This is a genomic window from Sphingomonas sp. P2_B6 (assembly GCF_056404755.1).
On record NZ_JBFUDK010000013.1, the window covers coordinates 101701 to 114240 of the forward strand.

The following is a 12540-nucleotide window of genomic DNA, read 5'->3' on the forward strand; positions in this document are numbered from 1 at the left end:
AAGATCATTCCAGAAACAGATATCCCGGATCGAACTCCGCGAAACTGCGCAGGCCATCCCAGTCGAGGATCGTCGCAATGCCCGCGCGGAATTCGACCAGCCCCTGCTCGCGCAATTGCCGCAGCATGCGGTTGGCATGGACCGGCGTCAGCCCGGTGGCATCGGCAAGGTCGATCTGGGTCAGCGGGAAGGTGAAACGCAGGCCGTCGGTCAGGCCGACCCGGTCGAGCCGCATGTACATCTCGCAGAACAGGTGCGCGAGCCGCACCGCCGCCGAACGCGCCCCGACCGACACGATCCATTCGCGGTTGATCGCCGCATCGATCAGGGTGGATCGCCACAGCAATTCCGTCAGCGTCGCTGATTGCTCGGTCAGCGCGCGGATCGCCGGATGCGGGAACAGCGCCACCTTCACCGCGGTCAGCGCGGCGACCGAATGTTCCAGCCGCTTCAGCGGATAGCTGTGCAGATCGACGAAATCGCCCGGCACATGGATCGCCAGGATCTGGCGCCGCCCCTCCGGCGTATCCTTGTAGCGTTCGACGAATCCCTCCAGCAGCAGGGTGCACTGGCTCAGCGGAACCTGCTGACGCACGATGATCTGCTTCGCGCGAAACTCCGCGGTGCGGCCCACCGCCGCCTCGAGCGATGCCGCTTCGGCGTCGCTAAGTTTCGGTGTTGGGTGGGTTTTCAGGAAATTTCGTGTGTACATCCCCAAACCTTATCGGAACCGACGCGGTCGCGCCTGCGTTTTTGTTAATCCGGGAAAGGTTATTTCGCCATGTCGATAAAAGTCCATGACATTCCCACCACGGTGACGGCGGAAGAAGGGGAAGTGATGCTCGACGGGCCGGATGGCCTCGCCGTTTCCTTCACGCCGGACGCGGCATCGAAATCGGCGAGCGCGATCGCCGAGGCGGCAAGGCTCGCGCAGCTTCAGTCGATGGAGAAGCGGCCGAAATAGCTGCCGTATTTACCATGACGTCGAGGACGGTCTTAACTACTCTCGATCCATCAACGGACAATGCCCTTCGCCAAACTGTTCAGAAGCCGATGGGCGGCATTGATCTGGGCGGGCGGCATCCTGTGGACCGCCATTGACGTCGCCGGCTACGCGCCTGCCCCACGGCAGGGCCATCAAACCGCCGCTGCCGTGCCGACCGATGCGACCGGGGAGGCCATTCAGAACAGCGACCTCATTGCCCTCGCCGCCGCGCTGAATGGGCGTTAGCGCCTGGCAAATCTGTTCCGACGATAAGAAAGAGCGGGCCGGCAAGGGTTCGGCATGGCTGCAATGCCAGATCCGGCCTCATGGTTGAATCGCCGGCAGCGACCGTGCCGTGCGCGCCAACGGGAGATATGGGACACCAGCCTGTCTCATATCTTGTCTGGCCTGGCCAGTGCGAATCTCATATAATATCCTTATATATCAAATAGATATAAATATCGGACATCTGACTGCACGAGGCACCGGAGATATGGAACGTCAACGCCGTCGCTCCTCTAGCGGCCGGCGAACAGGAATGCCGCGGCACCGATCAGGCAAAGAAACGCGCCGGCATGCCGCCAGCTCAGCGGCTCGCCAAGCACCGCGACCATGAAGACGCCGAACACCAGCAGGGTGATGACTTCCTGCGCGACCTTCAGCTGACCGCCGCTCCAGCCCGAGGCATAGCCGAGCCGGTTGGCCGGCACCGCCAGGCAATATTCGAACAACGCGATGCCCCAGCTGATCAGGATCACCCAGATCAGCGGTTTCGTCATCCCGCCCTTGAGATGCCAGTACCAGGCGATCGTCATGAAGCAGTTGGAGGCAACGAGAAGCAGCAGAGTCGGCATGAGCGGGATCCGTCAAAAGTCCCGGTACGACTAGCCTAGTTCGCGCGGCATGCCAGTGGCGGCATCTCCGGCTGCGTGAAGGTAGCGTCCTGCCCCTTGCCGCGCAGCTCGTATCCGCGCGCGGCATACCAGATGCCCGAGGCCGGCCGCTGTCCCTTGAGCACCGCGACCAGCTTGCCGCCCGACCGCAAGGTGGCGGTATCGGCGCCCTTGTCGAAGCGGACATTGATCCGGCTGCCGTCGACGCAGCGATAGGTGGCGGTGACGATGCCCGTCGCGGGGACACTCGCGACCGGCGTCGGCTTGCCGCCCGGGCGCGGCTTGATGTCGGCGCTGCGGATATGCCAGCTCTTCTGCGCTGCGGTGGCACCGTCGATGTCGCCGACGCGGTGCAGGGTCACGCTGCCCAGCATATAGACCGGCGCCGCACCCTGTTTCAGCCGGCCATAGACCTGCACCGGCACGGTGACGTAGCGCTGCCCCGCGCCTGCGTCGATCTCGCCCGGCGCGCCGATATTGGCGTGATATTCGGTATATTTGGCGAAGCTCGCGGCGAACCCCTCGGCGCTCATCCCCGATGCCTTGCCGCCATCGTCCCACAGCGCCCAGGCCTGGCGGTATTTGCCCTCGCCGAGCAGCGCATAATAGGTCTGCACCACGTTCGCCGCGCCCTGCGCGCTGTCGGGCGTGAAAGGTGCCTCGGAGATCGGGGTGCGATCGTCGGGCAGGCCGCCGGGGGTTCCCGGTTCGGGCGGCGTCAGCGGCGCGGGTGTCGCCGCCGCGCCGGGCGCCACCTCCGTCACCGGCGCGGTCTCGTTCCCCTGGCTATCGGCCCCCTGGCTGTTGGCATAGGCATCGACGCTGCCCTGCGCCTGCTCGGCGGCCATATTGATGTCGACCGAGTTGCTACCCGACTTGTCGGGCGAGCAGCCCGCCGCGAGCAGCAGCGGAAGCGCGATGAAATAGCGCATGGGATGAAGACCTTGTCGGTTGCAGGGGAACGCCCCAACGCCGCGCCACGCGGCAACGTTCCCCGGCATCCCGTCGCTGGTCGCTATTCGACCGCGTCGAAGTTCCGGAACTTCTCGTTCCCGACAAAGCCGAGCCTGGTGATGCCGGCGCGCTTGATCACCGCGAGAATCTGGTCGAACCGCTCGTAGCGCGCCGCGCCGTCCGTGCTGAATTGCAGCTGGACATTGGGATCGGCGCGGATCGCATCGAGCCGCGACCGCAACCCGACCAGGTCGACCGGAGTACCGTCGAGCGCGATCTGGCCCGCCGCATTCAGATCGATCCGGTGAATCACATTGGTCTCAGTCGTAGGAATGCCGACCGTCGGCAGGTCGATCGGCACCTTGTGCGTCATCATCGGGATGGTGATGATCATGGTCACGATCAACACCAGCAGCACGTCGATCAGCGGCGTGATGTTCAACGCCGACAGCGGCTCGGAATGGTCGATGCGGGGTTGCCGATAGGCCAGGGCTCGTGTGCTCATCATGTCCTCCTTCGCAATGGTGACGTTACACCATAACATGGAAGCCGCACACGGCAAGCGACCCGGTCGCGATATATTACGGGAGATAGTGCAAGGTCAGCCGGAGGCCGCCGCCAGGCTGCGCCCACGCATCACTGCTCATATTTCCAGTTCCGCCTTTTGCCCTCGCGCAGCATCCCGATCGCTTCGGCAACGCGCTTGGCCTTCGTCTCCGGGCGCTTGGCGTCCGCGATCCATTCGGCATAGTCCCGGCGGCAGCTTGGCGGGAAACCGTCGAACGTGGCGCTCGCGACGGCGTCGCCCGCGAGCGCGTCGGCCAGTTCCGGCGGCACCTCCAGCTCAGGCCTGGCGGGCTTGGGTTTGCGTTTGATCGCCCCATCGCCGGCATCGACCAGCGCCGCCGCTTCGCGGATCAGCGCGTCGAGTTCGGCGTCGCCGGGCAGATCCCCGATCGAGGTCAGGCGCCCGAACTGCCCCATCGCCTCGCCTTCCTGGCCAGTCGCCAGCGCATCGCGGCGCCAGAAGCCGAAGCTCGCATGCGCCTTGAACCCGGACATGATGGCGAGCGGGCTGCCCTTGTAATCGAAAAAGGGGCGGCTCCATTTCACCGTCTCGACCACGTCCGGGCAGGCGGCATGCATCCGCGTCCGGATGTGGCGCAGGATCGGCTTCGCGAACTCGGCCTGCTTGTCGATATAGGCGTCGATACGGGGATCGGTCGGCATGGCGGAACTCCTTGCGCCGACGATCCTATTCAGCGGCGGGAGGGCCCGTCAATCCGGCCCTCCCACGCCACCTCATGGGCGGAGCGTCGCGTCGTCCGCATCCCCCAGATCGTCCTCGTCGACATCGTCGTCCTCGAAATCCTCCTGGAGCTCGTCCTCCACAAGGTCGTCTTCGTCTTCATCCGCATCCGGGTCTTCGTCGCCGATCTCGTCGCTCTCCATCTCGACATCGTCGTCGTCATCGTCTTCGTCGCCGATGTCCGGATTGAGATCCGTCAGGATGGTGCCGTCGGTCGGTCCGTCGCGCGTGACCTCCAGGATCTCGGCGCGCTGGCTCTCGTCATAGCCTTCCTCGTCGAACCCGTCGTCGCCGGTGCCTTCGCCAGGTACCTGATAGCCACCCATGCTCATCGTCCGTCTCCCAGCCGCGGAATCGCGGATCATCAGGCGAACGAGATTACATCAAAGCGGTTCCGCCGTCTGCGACGAAGCGCAAGTCAATGAGGCCGGAACAGCCTGCCGCGTTCGGTGACCGCGATGATGACCAGGGTGATCAGCGCGCAGCACAAGGTACCGATATGCAACGGCAGGGTCGTACCCGCGAAGGACTGGCCGATCGACATGCCGATCACCGCGCCGAAGGTCACGCTGATGAAGCCCTGAATGCTGGAGGCCGTGCCCGCGATATCGCCCATATCCTGCATCGCCATGGCGTTGAAATTCGCATTGGCCAGGCCGAAACAGCCCATGGTCAGCGCCTGGAGGATCACGAACAGGATCAGGCTCTCGCCGCCGAGGAACCAGTTGGCGACGTTCACCGATGAGATCAGGATCAGAAAGACCACGGCACTGTGCGACAGGAAGCGCGAGCCGAGCCGCATCACCAGGCGCGAGTTGAGCAGGTTCGCCGCCGCCATCRTGCCCGCGGTGCCGGCAAAGACGAGATTCAGATGCTTCTCCGCATCGAACACCGTCGTCACGATCTGCTGCACCGAGGTGATATAGCCGAACAGCGCCCCCTGCAGCGCGGTACCCGCCAGCGTATAGCCGAGCGACCAGCGATCCGTGAGCGTCGTGCGGTAGCCCTCGGCGAGCCGCCCGACCGAAAAGGGCACGCGCTCGCCGGCCAGCGTTTCGGGCATGCGCAATGCGAACCAGACCAGCACGATCGCGGTCAGCACCGCGATCACGCTGAAGATCAGCCGCCACGATCCGAAGAACAGGATGAACTGCCCCAGGGTCGGCGCCAACACCGGCGCGATCATGAAGACGATGATCGCGAGGCTCATCACCCGCGCCATCGGCCGGCCCGAATAGCAGTCGCGCACGATCGCGATCGTCACCACCCGGGTCGCCGCGACCGCGACGCCACCGAGCAGCCGGGCGAGCAGCAGCAGCTGGAAGCTGCCCGATACCGCCGCCACCGCGTTGCCGACCCCGTAGAGGAACAGCGCCCACATCATCACCGGCCGCCGGCCGAACCGGTCGGCCAGCGGACCATGGATCAGCTGCCCGGCGCCAAGCCCGATCAGATAGATCGCGATGACATATTGCCGCTCATTCTCGGTCGTGACGCCCAGCCGCTCGCCGATCGCCGGCAGCGCGGGCAGCATCGTGTCGACCCCGATCGCGCCCAGCGCCATCAGCGAGGCGACCATCACGACGAATTCGCGAAAGCCGAACGGCGCCATGTTGCGGGAGTCGGGGGACGAAGCGGCAGTCATGCGGAGGCCTGTCGCAGATGCGCCGACGCAGGTCACCCCCAAGTTTCGCCGGAAATGCTTGACGCCGCTCCTGTCAGGAATTAGTGTGTTACTTAACTAATTCACCCTTGGAGACTGCCCCATGCTTCGTTCCCTGGCCGCGCCGCTGGCAGCGATCGCTCTGGCCGCCACGCTTTCCGCCTGCGACGATTCGAAGACCGGCACCTCGATCTCGATCAACAGCACCGATTCCGACGGCAATGTCGTGGCGAGCATGGACGGCAATACCGGTGCGGTGGCGATCAACGTGCCGGGCTTCTCGGGCAAGCTCAACCTGCCCAAGATTCATCTCGATGCGGACGATTTCGAGATGAACGGCGTCCATCTTTATCCGGGCTCGACCATTTCCGGGATGAATGTGGAGGCGCATGACGGGGGCAAGTCCCGCGAGGACGACAATGGCCGCGTGCGTGTCTCCTTCCAGAGCCCGGCCGCCCCGGCGACGGTGCGCGACTGGTTCCAGCAGAAGCTCAACGGTGCCGGCTTCACCGTCGTGCCGGACGGCAACGGCCTGACCGGCACCACCGACGAGAAGAAGCCGTTCAAGCTCGACTTGACCAGCGACGGCAGCGACAAGTCGAAGGGCGTCATCACGGTCAACTAATGTCCTGAATCGGAAGGTCGCTGGTAAATATTTTACTTCCGTCATGCTGACGGCGGATTTCTAATGCAACGACCTTCCGATTCAGGACTCTAGCCGTTGCTGCGTGTCGGTGGCCCACTCGCGCCGTAACGCAAGCCGTCGACCAGCAGGGCGATCATGCGCCGCGCCTGCGCGGTGTCGCCGCCGGCGATCGGCGTTGCCAGCTGGAGGCCGGCAAGCAGAAGCTCGCCGGCGTCCACATCGGCACGGATCAGGCCGGCCGCCGCCGCGGCATCGAGCAAGCCGCGCAGCGTCGGCGTCAGTCGACCGAACACATAGTCGGGAAGCGATTGAAGGGCCGGGTCGCCTGAATGAAGCGCAGGCCCCAGGCCCCGTTTCGTCGCGACGAAATCGATCAGGCGCAGCATCCAGGAGGTCAGCGCCTCGCCCGGCGCCTGCGTTGCCGCGAAGACCGCGCCGGCCTCGACACAGGCATCGACTTCCTGCCGGATGATCGCCTTGATCAGGTCCGATCGCTGGGGAAAGTGGCGGTACAGCGTTCCGACCCCGACACCCGCGCGCGCCGCGATCTCCCGCATCGGCGCGTCCACGCCCAATTCCGTGAACGCGGCCATGGCCGCTCGGAGCAGCGCATCGAGATTGCGACGCGCATCGGCCCTGACCGGCCGGCCCTGCTCAGCGGTCGCTTGCACCATGTCGAAACTGTCCTTGCTCACGCTTCTCCATCCGCCCTTGATAAACGGAACAACGTTCCGTATAAACGGAAATAGGTTCCGATTGATGCTTATAGGGCGCCGACCGGCAATCCGCCAGCGCGTGATGAAGGAGAAGACAATGCAATACCGCCCCCTCGGCCGGACCGGGATCAAGGTCAGCCCCTATTGTCTGGGCGCGATGATGTTCGGGCAACTGGCCAATCCCGATCACGACGAGTGCGTCCGCATGATCCACAAGGCCGTGGATTTCGGCATCAACTTCATTGACACCGCCGATCGCTACAGCGCCGGGGAATCCGAGGAGATCGTCGGCAAGGCGCTGAAAGGTCGGCGCGAGCATATCGTGCTCGCGACCAAGGTTCATGGGCCGATGGGCGACGATCCGAACATGCAGGGCAATTCGCGGCGCTGGATCACCCGCGCGGTCGAGGATTCGCTGCGCCGGCTGCAAACCGACTATATCGACCTTTATCAGATCCACCGCCCCGCGCCGGACACGGACGTGGAAGAGACGCTGTCGGTGCTCACTGATCTGATGCGGGAGGGCAAGGTGCGCGCGATCGGCGCGTCGACCTTCCCGGCATCCGATATCGTCGAGGCGCAGTGGATCGCCGAGCGGCGCGGGCTGGCGCGGTTCCGCACCGAACAGCCGCCCTATTCAATCCTCAACCGCTCGATCGAGCGCGAGGTGCTGCCCACCTGCCAGCGCTACGGGATGGGCGTGATGGCGTGGAGCCCGCTGGCAAAGGGCATGCTCACCGGCAAATATCGCAAGGGCGCGCCGATGCCCGATTCGATCCGCACGCGCTATTTTCCCAAGGCGATGTCCGACGAGGGCAGCCTCGATGCGGTCGAGCAACTCATCCCGCTGGCGGAGAGCGCCGGCATCTCGCTGATGCACATGGCGCTGGCCTTTGTCGTGGCGCACCCTGCGCTCACCGCGGCGATCATCGGCCCGCGCACCATGGAGCAGCTCGACGGCCTGCTCGAGGGCGCGGGGGTCGTGCTGAGCGACGAGCTGCTCGATCGCATCGACGCGATCGTGCCGCCGGGAATCGACGTCGCGCCGCTGGAAAGCGCGGCCTATTCGCCGCCGCCGATCGTGCAGGCGGCCCTGCGCCGCCGGCCTGTCGCCGAGCGCGCGGCCGCCTGACGGATCGGCGCGTCGGGGAACCTCCGGTTCCGCACACTGTTCGTGTCCGGGGGATGGCGCTATCATGGCTCATCCCCCATCACGGACACCAGTCATGCTCGATACCCCTTCCGCCCAGGTCCCCGCGCTGTCGCTCAAGGATGAAGCGGCCGATCCCGATGCCTTTGCCGCCGCGCTCGGCGGGTCGTTCGAACGCTTCGGCTTCGCGGTCATCGCCGATCACGGCATTTCGCAGGAACTGATCGCGCGCGCCTGGAAAGAGACCGCCGACCTGTTCGCACTGCCCGAAGACGAGAAGCGCGGCTATTTCACGCCCGCCGGCGGCGGCCAGCGCGGGTACACGCCGTTCAAGACCGAGATCGCCAAGGACGCCAAGCATGTCGACCTGAAGGAATTCTGGCATGTCGGCCGCGAGCTTCCCGCCGGCCACCGCTTCGCCGCGGACATGCCCGCCAATATCTGGCCCGCCCGGCCGGAAGGCTTCACCGCGACCTTTCTCGAACTGTTCACCGCGTTCGACCGGGCCGGCGACCGGTTGTTGTCGGCGATCGCGCGCCACCTGCGGCTCGCGCCCAACTGGTTCGATCATGCGGTCGAGGACGGCAATTCGATCCTCCGCCTGCTGCATTATCCGCCGATCCCCGCCGAAGCCGAGGGTGTCCGCGCCGGCGCGCATGAGGACATCAACCTCATCACCCTGCTGCTCGGCGCCGAGGAGGCCGGACTCGAACTGCTCGACCGCGACGGTCGCTGGCTCGCGATCCGCCCGCCCGAAGGTGCGATGGTGGTCAATGTCGGCGACATGCTGCAGCGCCTGACCAATCATGTCCTGCCCTCGACCACCCACCGCGTGGTCAACCCGCCGCCCGAGCGCCGCGGTCATTCGCGCTATTCCATGCCCTTCTTCCTGCACCCTGCGCCCGATTTCCTGATCGAGACGCTGCCCGGCTGCATCACGCCGGAAAATCCCAACCGCTATCCGACGCCGATCACCGCGCACGACTATCTGCACGAGCGCCTGGTCGAGATCGGCCTGGTGAAGAAGTAACCGGGGCGGCCTCAAGAAAATCAACGTCACCCTGAACTTGTTTCAGGGTCCAAGCGCGGTCATAGGCCGCACGCGCGCGGCGAATGATCGCGCATGGATGCTGAAACGAGTTCAGCATGACGAATTGGGGCTGACATGACCAAACCGCTACGCGTCGCACTTGCCGGGCTTGGAACCGTTGGCGGCGGCGTGATCCGGCTGATCGACGCGAACGGCGCGCTGATTGCGCGCCGCGCCGGCCGGCCGATCGAGATCGTCGCGGTCTCCGCGCGCGACCGCGCCAAGGATCGCGGCGTCGATATCGGCCGGTTCGAATGGGTCGACGACACCAGCGCGCTCGCGCGTTACGAGGGCGCCGACGTCGTGGTCGAACTGGTCGGCGGGTCGGATGGCCCTGCGCTCGCCCTTGCCCGCGCGACGCTCGCCGGCGGCAAGAGCCTGGTCACCGCGAACAAAGCGATGCTCGCCCATCACGGGCTGGAGCTGGCTGAAGCCGCCGAAGCCGCCAAGGTCGCGCTGAAGTTCGAGGCGGCCGTCGCGGGCGGCATCCCGGTGATCAAGGGCCTGCGCGAAGGCGCCGCCGCGAACGAGATCGCGCGCGTCTATGGCATCCTCAACGGCACCTGCAATTWCATCCTGTCCAAGATGGAGGCTGAGGGCCGCGACTTTGCCGAAGTGCTGGCCGAAGCGCAGGCGCTCGGCTTTGCCGAGGCCGATCCCAGCTTCGACATCGACGGCGTCGACGCCGCGCACAAGCTGTCGATCCTCGCCAGCCTCGCCTTCGGCACGCGCCCGGCCTTTGCCGATGTCGCGACCAGCGGCATCCGCCACCTGCTCGGCGCGGATATCGCCGAGGCCGCGGCGCTTGGCTACCGCGTGCGCCTGATCGGCATCGCCGAGGACGGTCCGGGCGGGCTGTTCCAGCGCGTCCATCCGCATCTCGTGCCGACCAGCCATCCGCTGTCGCACGTCACCGGGGCGACCAACGCGGTCGTGGCCGAGGGCAATTTCGTCGGCCGCCTGCTGTTCCAGGGCGCCGGCGCGGGCGACGGCCCGACGGCTTCGGCCGTGGTCGCCGACCTGATCGACATCGCGCGCGGCGAGTTCGGCCCGGCCTATGCCATGCCCGCCAGGGCGCTGGCGGTGCACACGCCGGCCGATACCGGCGAACGCCGCGGCCGCGCCTATGTCCGCTTCACCGTCGCCGACAAGGTCGGCGTGCTCGCCGAGATCGCCGCGGCGATGCGCGACGCGGGGGTTTCGATCGAAAGCCTGATGCAGCGCGGCGCGATGCCAGACGGCACCGTGCTCGTCGCGATCGTCACCCATGAAGGGCCGGAGCGCGCGGTAGCCCAGGCGCTGGAGAAGCTGCGCGGGTCGCAGAGCCTCGCCGGTCAGCCGATGTGGATGCACATCCTCGGCTGAGACGCGGTCATTTAATCACGGCGGAGGCCGGCACCCCGGGCGCCGCTTCGCCCATATGGATGATGGTGCGGGTCCGGCGCGGACAGATCGTCTGGCCGATCAGCGCGCAACGCGTGCCGTCCTCGGCCAGCGCCATATCTTTGGTCGTCGGTTCGGGCGTCTGCGGCAGGGGCAGGCGATAGCGCGACTGGGAATTCCCCGTGACGCAGATCGGGTCGCCGGCACAGCCGAGCGTCCGAGGCTTGATCACCGACATCGAGATCGGCCTGCGCAGGCGCCGAACCTTGCGCTTGGCCTTCACCGTGCGCACCACCGCCGGACGTTTCACCCGCACGTGATCCGCAACCGGCGGAGCCGCCATCAGCAACATGGTGAGCATAATCATGTTTGGAGTCCCTGTTCGCCTGCGGGAATCACAACTGCCGGACCTTCAATAGGTTGCGCATATTGTCAGGGCGCGAGCGGACGCTCCCCGGCCAAATGGAAGCCATTGGTGCCGACCGAAACGCCCGCTTTCCCGCAGCCGACCAGGAAGACCGACTTTTCCTCGCAATTGGAGGTGCGGGCGAACAGGCGCTCGCGCTCCATCGGCACGCCTTCATTCTTCGGGTCGGCCGGGTCGCGCTCGATCAGCGGTACCCGGTAGCGATCGGCGTCGCGCCGCCCGCACACCGTCACCTCGGCCGGGTCCGCGGCGGCGGCGCAACGCGGCCCGGCAGCCGTCTTCTCGCGGTACCGCACCAGCGCCTCGTCCGGGGCGGCCTGAAGCAGCATCAGCAGCGCGGTGCCGATCATTTCGCGGACGTGGCGGTTGCCGGTGGCTGGGGATCGTCGAGCGGGATCGGAATCCGGCCCGTCTTGTCGGGGTGCTTCCTCAGCGCATCTTTCACCAGCCCCGCCGCGCCGACGATCATCGGGATGATCGGCGGCCCGAAGCTCGACTGGCATCCGCCCTGCCGAACCGCGCACGGTGTCCCTTCCGCGGCCAGCGCGCCACGACCGGTCAGGTCGCGATTGACGGGCACCGGGCCGTCGGAAACGGCTTCTCCGGGAAGCGGCAGGCGCTGGCTCGGCAGCGCGTCGCCACATACCACCACATCGCCGTTGCTGTTTGTCTGGGCGGCGCCGTTCCCGTCTTCGCCATCGGTCTTGCGGGAAGGCCGGCACGGTTCGTCCGCCACGGGCACCAGGATCGACCATCGCTCCGGCTCGGGCCTGGTGGCCGGCGCCGCCTGGAGCGCCAGAATCGTGAGCAATGCCAGCATGATCCGCGACTCCCGAAGTCGCGGTCATCATGCAGTGTGGCCCTCCCGCGCGCAAGCGCGACCAGCGCCGGTCAATCGGCGATCGGCGCCACGCCCAGCCGGGGAATCTCGATCGCGGGGCAGCGGTCCATCACGACCTTCAGCCCCGCCGCCTCGGCGCGGGCGGCCGCTTCCTCGTTGACCACGCCAAGCTGCATCCACACCGCCTTGGCGCCTGCAGCAATCGCCTGGTCGACCGCGTCGCCGGCAGCGGCGGCATTGCGGAAGATATCGACCATGTCGATCGGATCGCCGAGCTGCGCCAGCTCGCGGAACACGAACTCGCCGTGGATATGCTCGCCGGTGATCTGCGGATTGACCGGGATCACGCGATATCCATGCGCCTGCAACGACTGCATCACCCGGTAGGATGGCCGATCCGGCCGGTCCGAGGCGCCGACCAGGGCAATGGTGCGCACGCTCTCGAGCAGCGCCTTGATCTCCGCATCGCTGGTCAGTGGCATG

18 protein-coding genes are annotated in these 12540 nt (G+C 66.2%); 6 read left to right on the plus strand and 12 right to left on the minus strand.

Features of this window, described 5'->3' with window-relative positions; all coding sequences use genetic code 11:
* Nucleotides 1-4: 4 nt before the first annotated feature.
* Nucleotides 5-712, minus strand: a complete 708-nt coding sequence (locus tag AC1DX5_RS17750; protein ID WP_465169992.1) for a Crp/Fnr family transcriptional regulator — start codon at nucleotides 710-712, stop codon at nucleotides 5-7.
* A gap of 69 nt (nucleotides 713-781) precedes the next feature.
* On the opposite strand from AC1DX5_RS17750, the gene AC1DX5_RS17755 reads away from it, so the two are divergent.
* Together AC1DX5_RS17755 and AC1DX5_RS17760 are read left to right on the plus strand one after the other, a co-directional pair.
* Nucleotides 782-964 carry a hypothetical protein gene (locus AC1DX5_RS17755; RefSeq protein WP_465169993.1) on the plus strand — a complete coding sequence of 61 codons (183 nt, stop codon included), beginning with the start codon at nucleotides 782-784 and terminating at the stop codon, nucleotides 962-964.
* A 60-nt stretch (nucleotides 965-1024) separates the two neighbouring features.
* Complete coding sequence (locus tag AC1DX5_RS17760) at nucleotides 1025-1231, plus strand: hypothetical protein (protein ID WP_465169994.1); 207 nt, start codon at nucleotides 1025-1027, stop codon at nucleotides 1229-1231.
* Between the two features lie 272 nt (nucleotides 1232-1503).
* Here AC1DX5_RS17760 and AC1DX5_RS17765 read toward each other — a convergent pair whose 3' ends face one another.
* The 6 genes from AC1DX5_RS17765 to AC1DX5_RS17790 all read right to left on the minus strand — a co-directional run bounded on the left by AC1DX5_RS17765 (nucleotide 1504) and on the right by AC1DX5_RS17790 (nucleotide 5786).
* Entirely contained in the window at nucleotides 1504-1839 is a 336-nt protein-coding gene (locus AC1DX5_RS17765; RefSeq protein WP_372849261.1) for a DMT family protein, read from the minus strand.
* 35 nt (nucleotides 1840-1874) lie between these two features.
* Entirely contained in the window at nucleotides 1875-2810 is a 936-nt protein-coding gene (locus AC1DX5_RS17770; protein WP_478016555.1) for an MliC family protein, read from the minus strand.
* Nucleotides 2811-2893: 83 nt separating this feature from the next.
* Nucleotides 2894-3337 carry an ExbD/TolR family protein gene (locus AC1DX5_RS17775; protein ID WP_478016556.1) on the minus strand — a complete coding sequence of 148 codons (444 nt, stop codon included), beginning with the start codon at nucleotides 3335-3337 and terminating at the stop codon, nucleotides 2894-2896.
* A gap of 131 nt (nucleotides 3338-3468) precedes the next feature.
* On the minus strand, nucleotides 3469-4062 hold the full coding sequence (locus AC1DX5_RS17780; RefSeq protein WP_478016557.1) for a YdeI/OmpD-associated family protein: 594 nt from the start codon (nucleotides 4060-4062) through the stop codon (nucleotides 3469-3471).
* 72 nt (nucleotides 4063-4134) lie between these two features.
* A complete protein-coding gene (locus tag AC1DX5_RS17785) occupies nucleotides 4135-4467 on the minus strand; it encodes a DNA primase (RefSeq protein WP_465173978.1) in 333 nt (110 codons plus the stop codon).
* Nucleotides 4468-4559: 92 nt separating this feature from the next.
* Nucleotides 4560-5786: a multidrug effflux MFS transporter gene (locus tag AC1DX5_RS17790; protein WP_478016558.1), complete on the minus strand. Its 1227-nt coding sequence runs from the start codon at nucleotides 5784-5786 to the stop codon at nucleotides 4560-4562.
* Between the two features lie 121 nt (nucleotides 5787-5907).
* On the opposite strand from AC1DX5_RS17790, the gene AC1DX5_RS17795 reads away from it, so the two are divergent.
* Nucleotides 5908-6429, plus strand: coding sequence for a hypothetical protein (locus AC1DX5_RS17795; protein WP_465174338.1), 522 nt, complete (start codon nucleotides 5908-5910; stop codon nucleotides 6427-6429).
* An 89-nt stretch (nucleotides 6430-6518) separates the two neighbouring features.
* On the opposite strand, the gene AC1DX5_RS17800 is transcribed toward AC1DX5_RS17795, so the two are convergent.
* Nucleotides 6519-7145, minus strand: a complete 627-nt coding sequence (locus AC1DX5_RS17800) for a TetR/AcrR family transcriptional regulator (RefSeq protein WP_478016559.1) — start codon at nucleotides 7143-7145, stop codon at nucleotides 6519-6521.
* Between the two features lie 118 nt (nucleotides 7146-7263).
* On the opposite strand from AC1DX5_RS17800, the gene AC1DX5_RS17805 reads away from it, so the two are divergent.
* The 3 genes from AC1DX5_RS17805 to AC1DX5_RS17815 all read left to right on the plus strand — a co-directional run bounded on the left by AC1DX5_RS17805 (nucleotide 7264) and on the right by AC1DX5_RS17815 (nucleotide 10771).
* Nucleotides 7264-8298 carry an aldo/keto reductase gene (locus AC1DX5_RS17805; RefSeq protein ID WP_478016560.1) on the plus strand — a complete coding sequence of 345 codons (1035 nt, stop codon included), beginning with the start codon at nucleotides 7264-7266 and terminating at the stop codon, nucleotides 8296-8298.
* A gap of 94 nt (nucleotides 8299-8392) precedes the next feature.
* Complete coding sequence (locus AC1DX5_RS17810; protein WP_478016561.1) at nucleotides 8393-9346, plus strand: isopenicillin N synthase family dioxygenase; 954 nt, start codon at nucleotides 8393-8395, stop codon at nucleotides 9344-9346.
* 135 nt (nucleotides 9347-9481) lie between these two features.
* Nucleotides 9482-10771 (plus strand): homoserine dehydrogenase, encoded by a 1290-nt coding sequence (locus AC1DX5_RS17815; RefSeq protein WP_478016562.1) that lies wholly within the window; start codon nucleotides 9482-9484, stop codon nucleotides 10769-10771.
* A gap of 7 nt (nucleotides 10772-10778) precedes the next feature.
* Here the strand turns inward: AC1DX5_RS17815 and AC1DX5_RS17820 are convergent, their stop codons facing one another.
* The 4 genes from AC1DX5_RS17820 to AC1DX5_RS17835 all read right to left on the minus strand — a co-directional run bounded on the left by AC1DX5_RS17820 (nucleotide 10779) and on the right by AC1DX5_RS17835 (nucleotide 12539).
* Nucleotides 10779-11150, minus strand: a complete 372-nt coding sequence (locus AC1DX5_RS17820) for a hypothetical protein (protein WP_478016563.1) — start codon at nucleotides 11148-11150, stop codon at nucleotides 10779-10781.
* 71 nt (nucleotides 11151-11221) lie between these two features.
* The gene (locus AC1DX5_RS17825; RefSeq protein WP_478016564.1) at nucleotides 11222-11566 is read right to left on the minus strand and encodes a hypothetical protein; all 345 of its coding nucleotides are present in this window, start codon (nucleotides 11564-11566) and stop codon (nucleotides 11222-11224) included.
* Nucleotides 11563-12036, minus strand: a complete 474-nt coding sequence (locus AC1DX5_RS17830) for a hypothetical protein (protein ID WP_478016565.1) — start codon at nucleotides 12034-12036, stop codon at nucleotides 11563-11565. Before AC1DX5_RS17830 ends, AC1DX5_RS17825 begins: the two co-directional genes overlap by 4 nt.
* A 71-nt stretch (nucleotides 12037-12107) precedes the next feature.
* Nucleotides 12108-12539: a CoA-binding protein gene (locus AC1DX5_RS17835; RefSeq protein WP_478016566.1), complete on the minus strand. Its 432-nt coding sequence runs from the start codon at nucleotides 12537-12539 to the stop codon at nucleotides 12108-12110.
* Nucleotide 12540 lies beyond the last annotated feature (1 nt).

Bases quoted from the DNA above. Each gene is read 5' to 3' on its own strand.
- AC1DX5_RS17750 (WP_465169992.1), bottom strand. From the start codon at position 712: ATGTACACACGAAATTTCCTGAAAACCCACCCAACACCGAAACTTAGC.
- AC1DX5_RS17755 (WP_465169993.1), top strand. From the start codon at position 782: ATGTCGATAAAAGTCCATGACATTCCCACCACGGTGACGGCGGAAGAA.
- AC1DX5_RS17760 (WP_465169994.1), top strand. From the start codon at position 1,025: ATGCCCTTCGCCAAACTGTTCAGAAGCCGATGGGCGGCATTGATCTGG.
- AC1DX5_RS17765 (WP_372849261.1), bottom strand. From the start codon at position 1,839: ATGCCGACTCTGCTGCTTCTCGTTGCCTCCAACTGCTTCATGACGATC.
- AC1DX5_RS17770 (WP_478016555.1), bottom strand. From the start codon at position 2,810: ATGCGCTATTTCATCGCGCTTCCGCTGCTGCTCGCGGCGGGCTGCTCG.
- AC1DX5_RS17775 (WP_478016556.1), bottom strand. From the start codon at position 3,337: ATGAGCACACGAGCCCTGGCCTATCGGCAACCCCGCATCGACCATTCC.
- AC1DX5_RS17780 (WP_478016557.1), bottom strand. From the start codon at position 4,062: ATGCCGACCGATCCCCGTATCGACGCCTATATCGACAAGCAGGCCGAG.
- AC1DX5_RS17785 (WP_465173978.1), bottom strand. From the start codon at position 4,467: ATGGGTGGCTATCAGGTACCTGGCGAAGGCACCGGCGACGACGGGTTC.
- AC1DX5_RS17795 (WP_465174338.1), top strand. From the start codon at position 5,908: ATGCTTCGTTCCCTGGCCGCGCCGCTGGCAGCGATCGCTCTGGCCGCC.
- AC1DX5_RS17805 (WP_478016560.1), top strand. From the start codon at position 7,264: ATGCAATACCGCCCCCTCGGCCGGACCGGGATCAAGGTCAGCCCCTAT.
- AC1DX5_RS17810 (WP_478016561.1), top strand. From the start codon at position 8,393: ATGCTCGATACCCCTTCCGCCCAGGTCCCCGCGCTGTCGCTCAAGGAT.
- AC1DX5_RS17820 (WP_478016563.1), bottom strand. From the start codon at position 11,150: ATGCTCACCATGTTGCTGATGGCGGCTCCGCCGGTTGCGGATCACGTG.
- AC1DX5_RS17825 (WP_478016564.1), bottom strand. From the start codon at position 11,566: ATGATCGGCACCGCGCTGCTGATGCTGCTTCAGGCCGCCCCGGACGAG.
- AC1DX5_RS17830 (WP_478016565.1), bottom strand. From the start codon at position 12,036: ATGCTGGCATTGCTCACGATTCTGGCGCTCCAGGCGGCGCCGGCCACC.
- AC1DX5_RS17835 (WP_478016566.1), bottom strand. From the start codon at position 12,539: ATGCCACTGACCAGCGATGCGGAGATCAAGGCGCTGCTCGAGAGCGTG.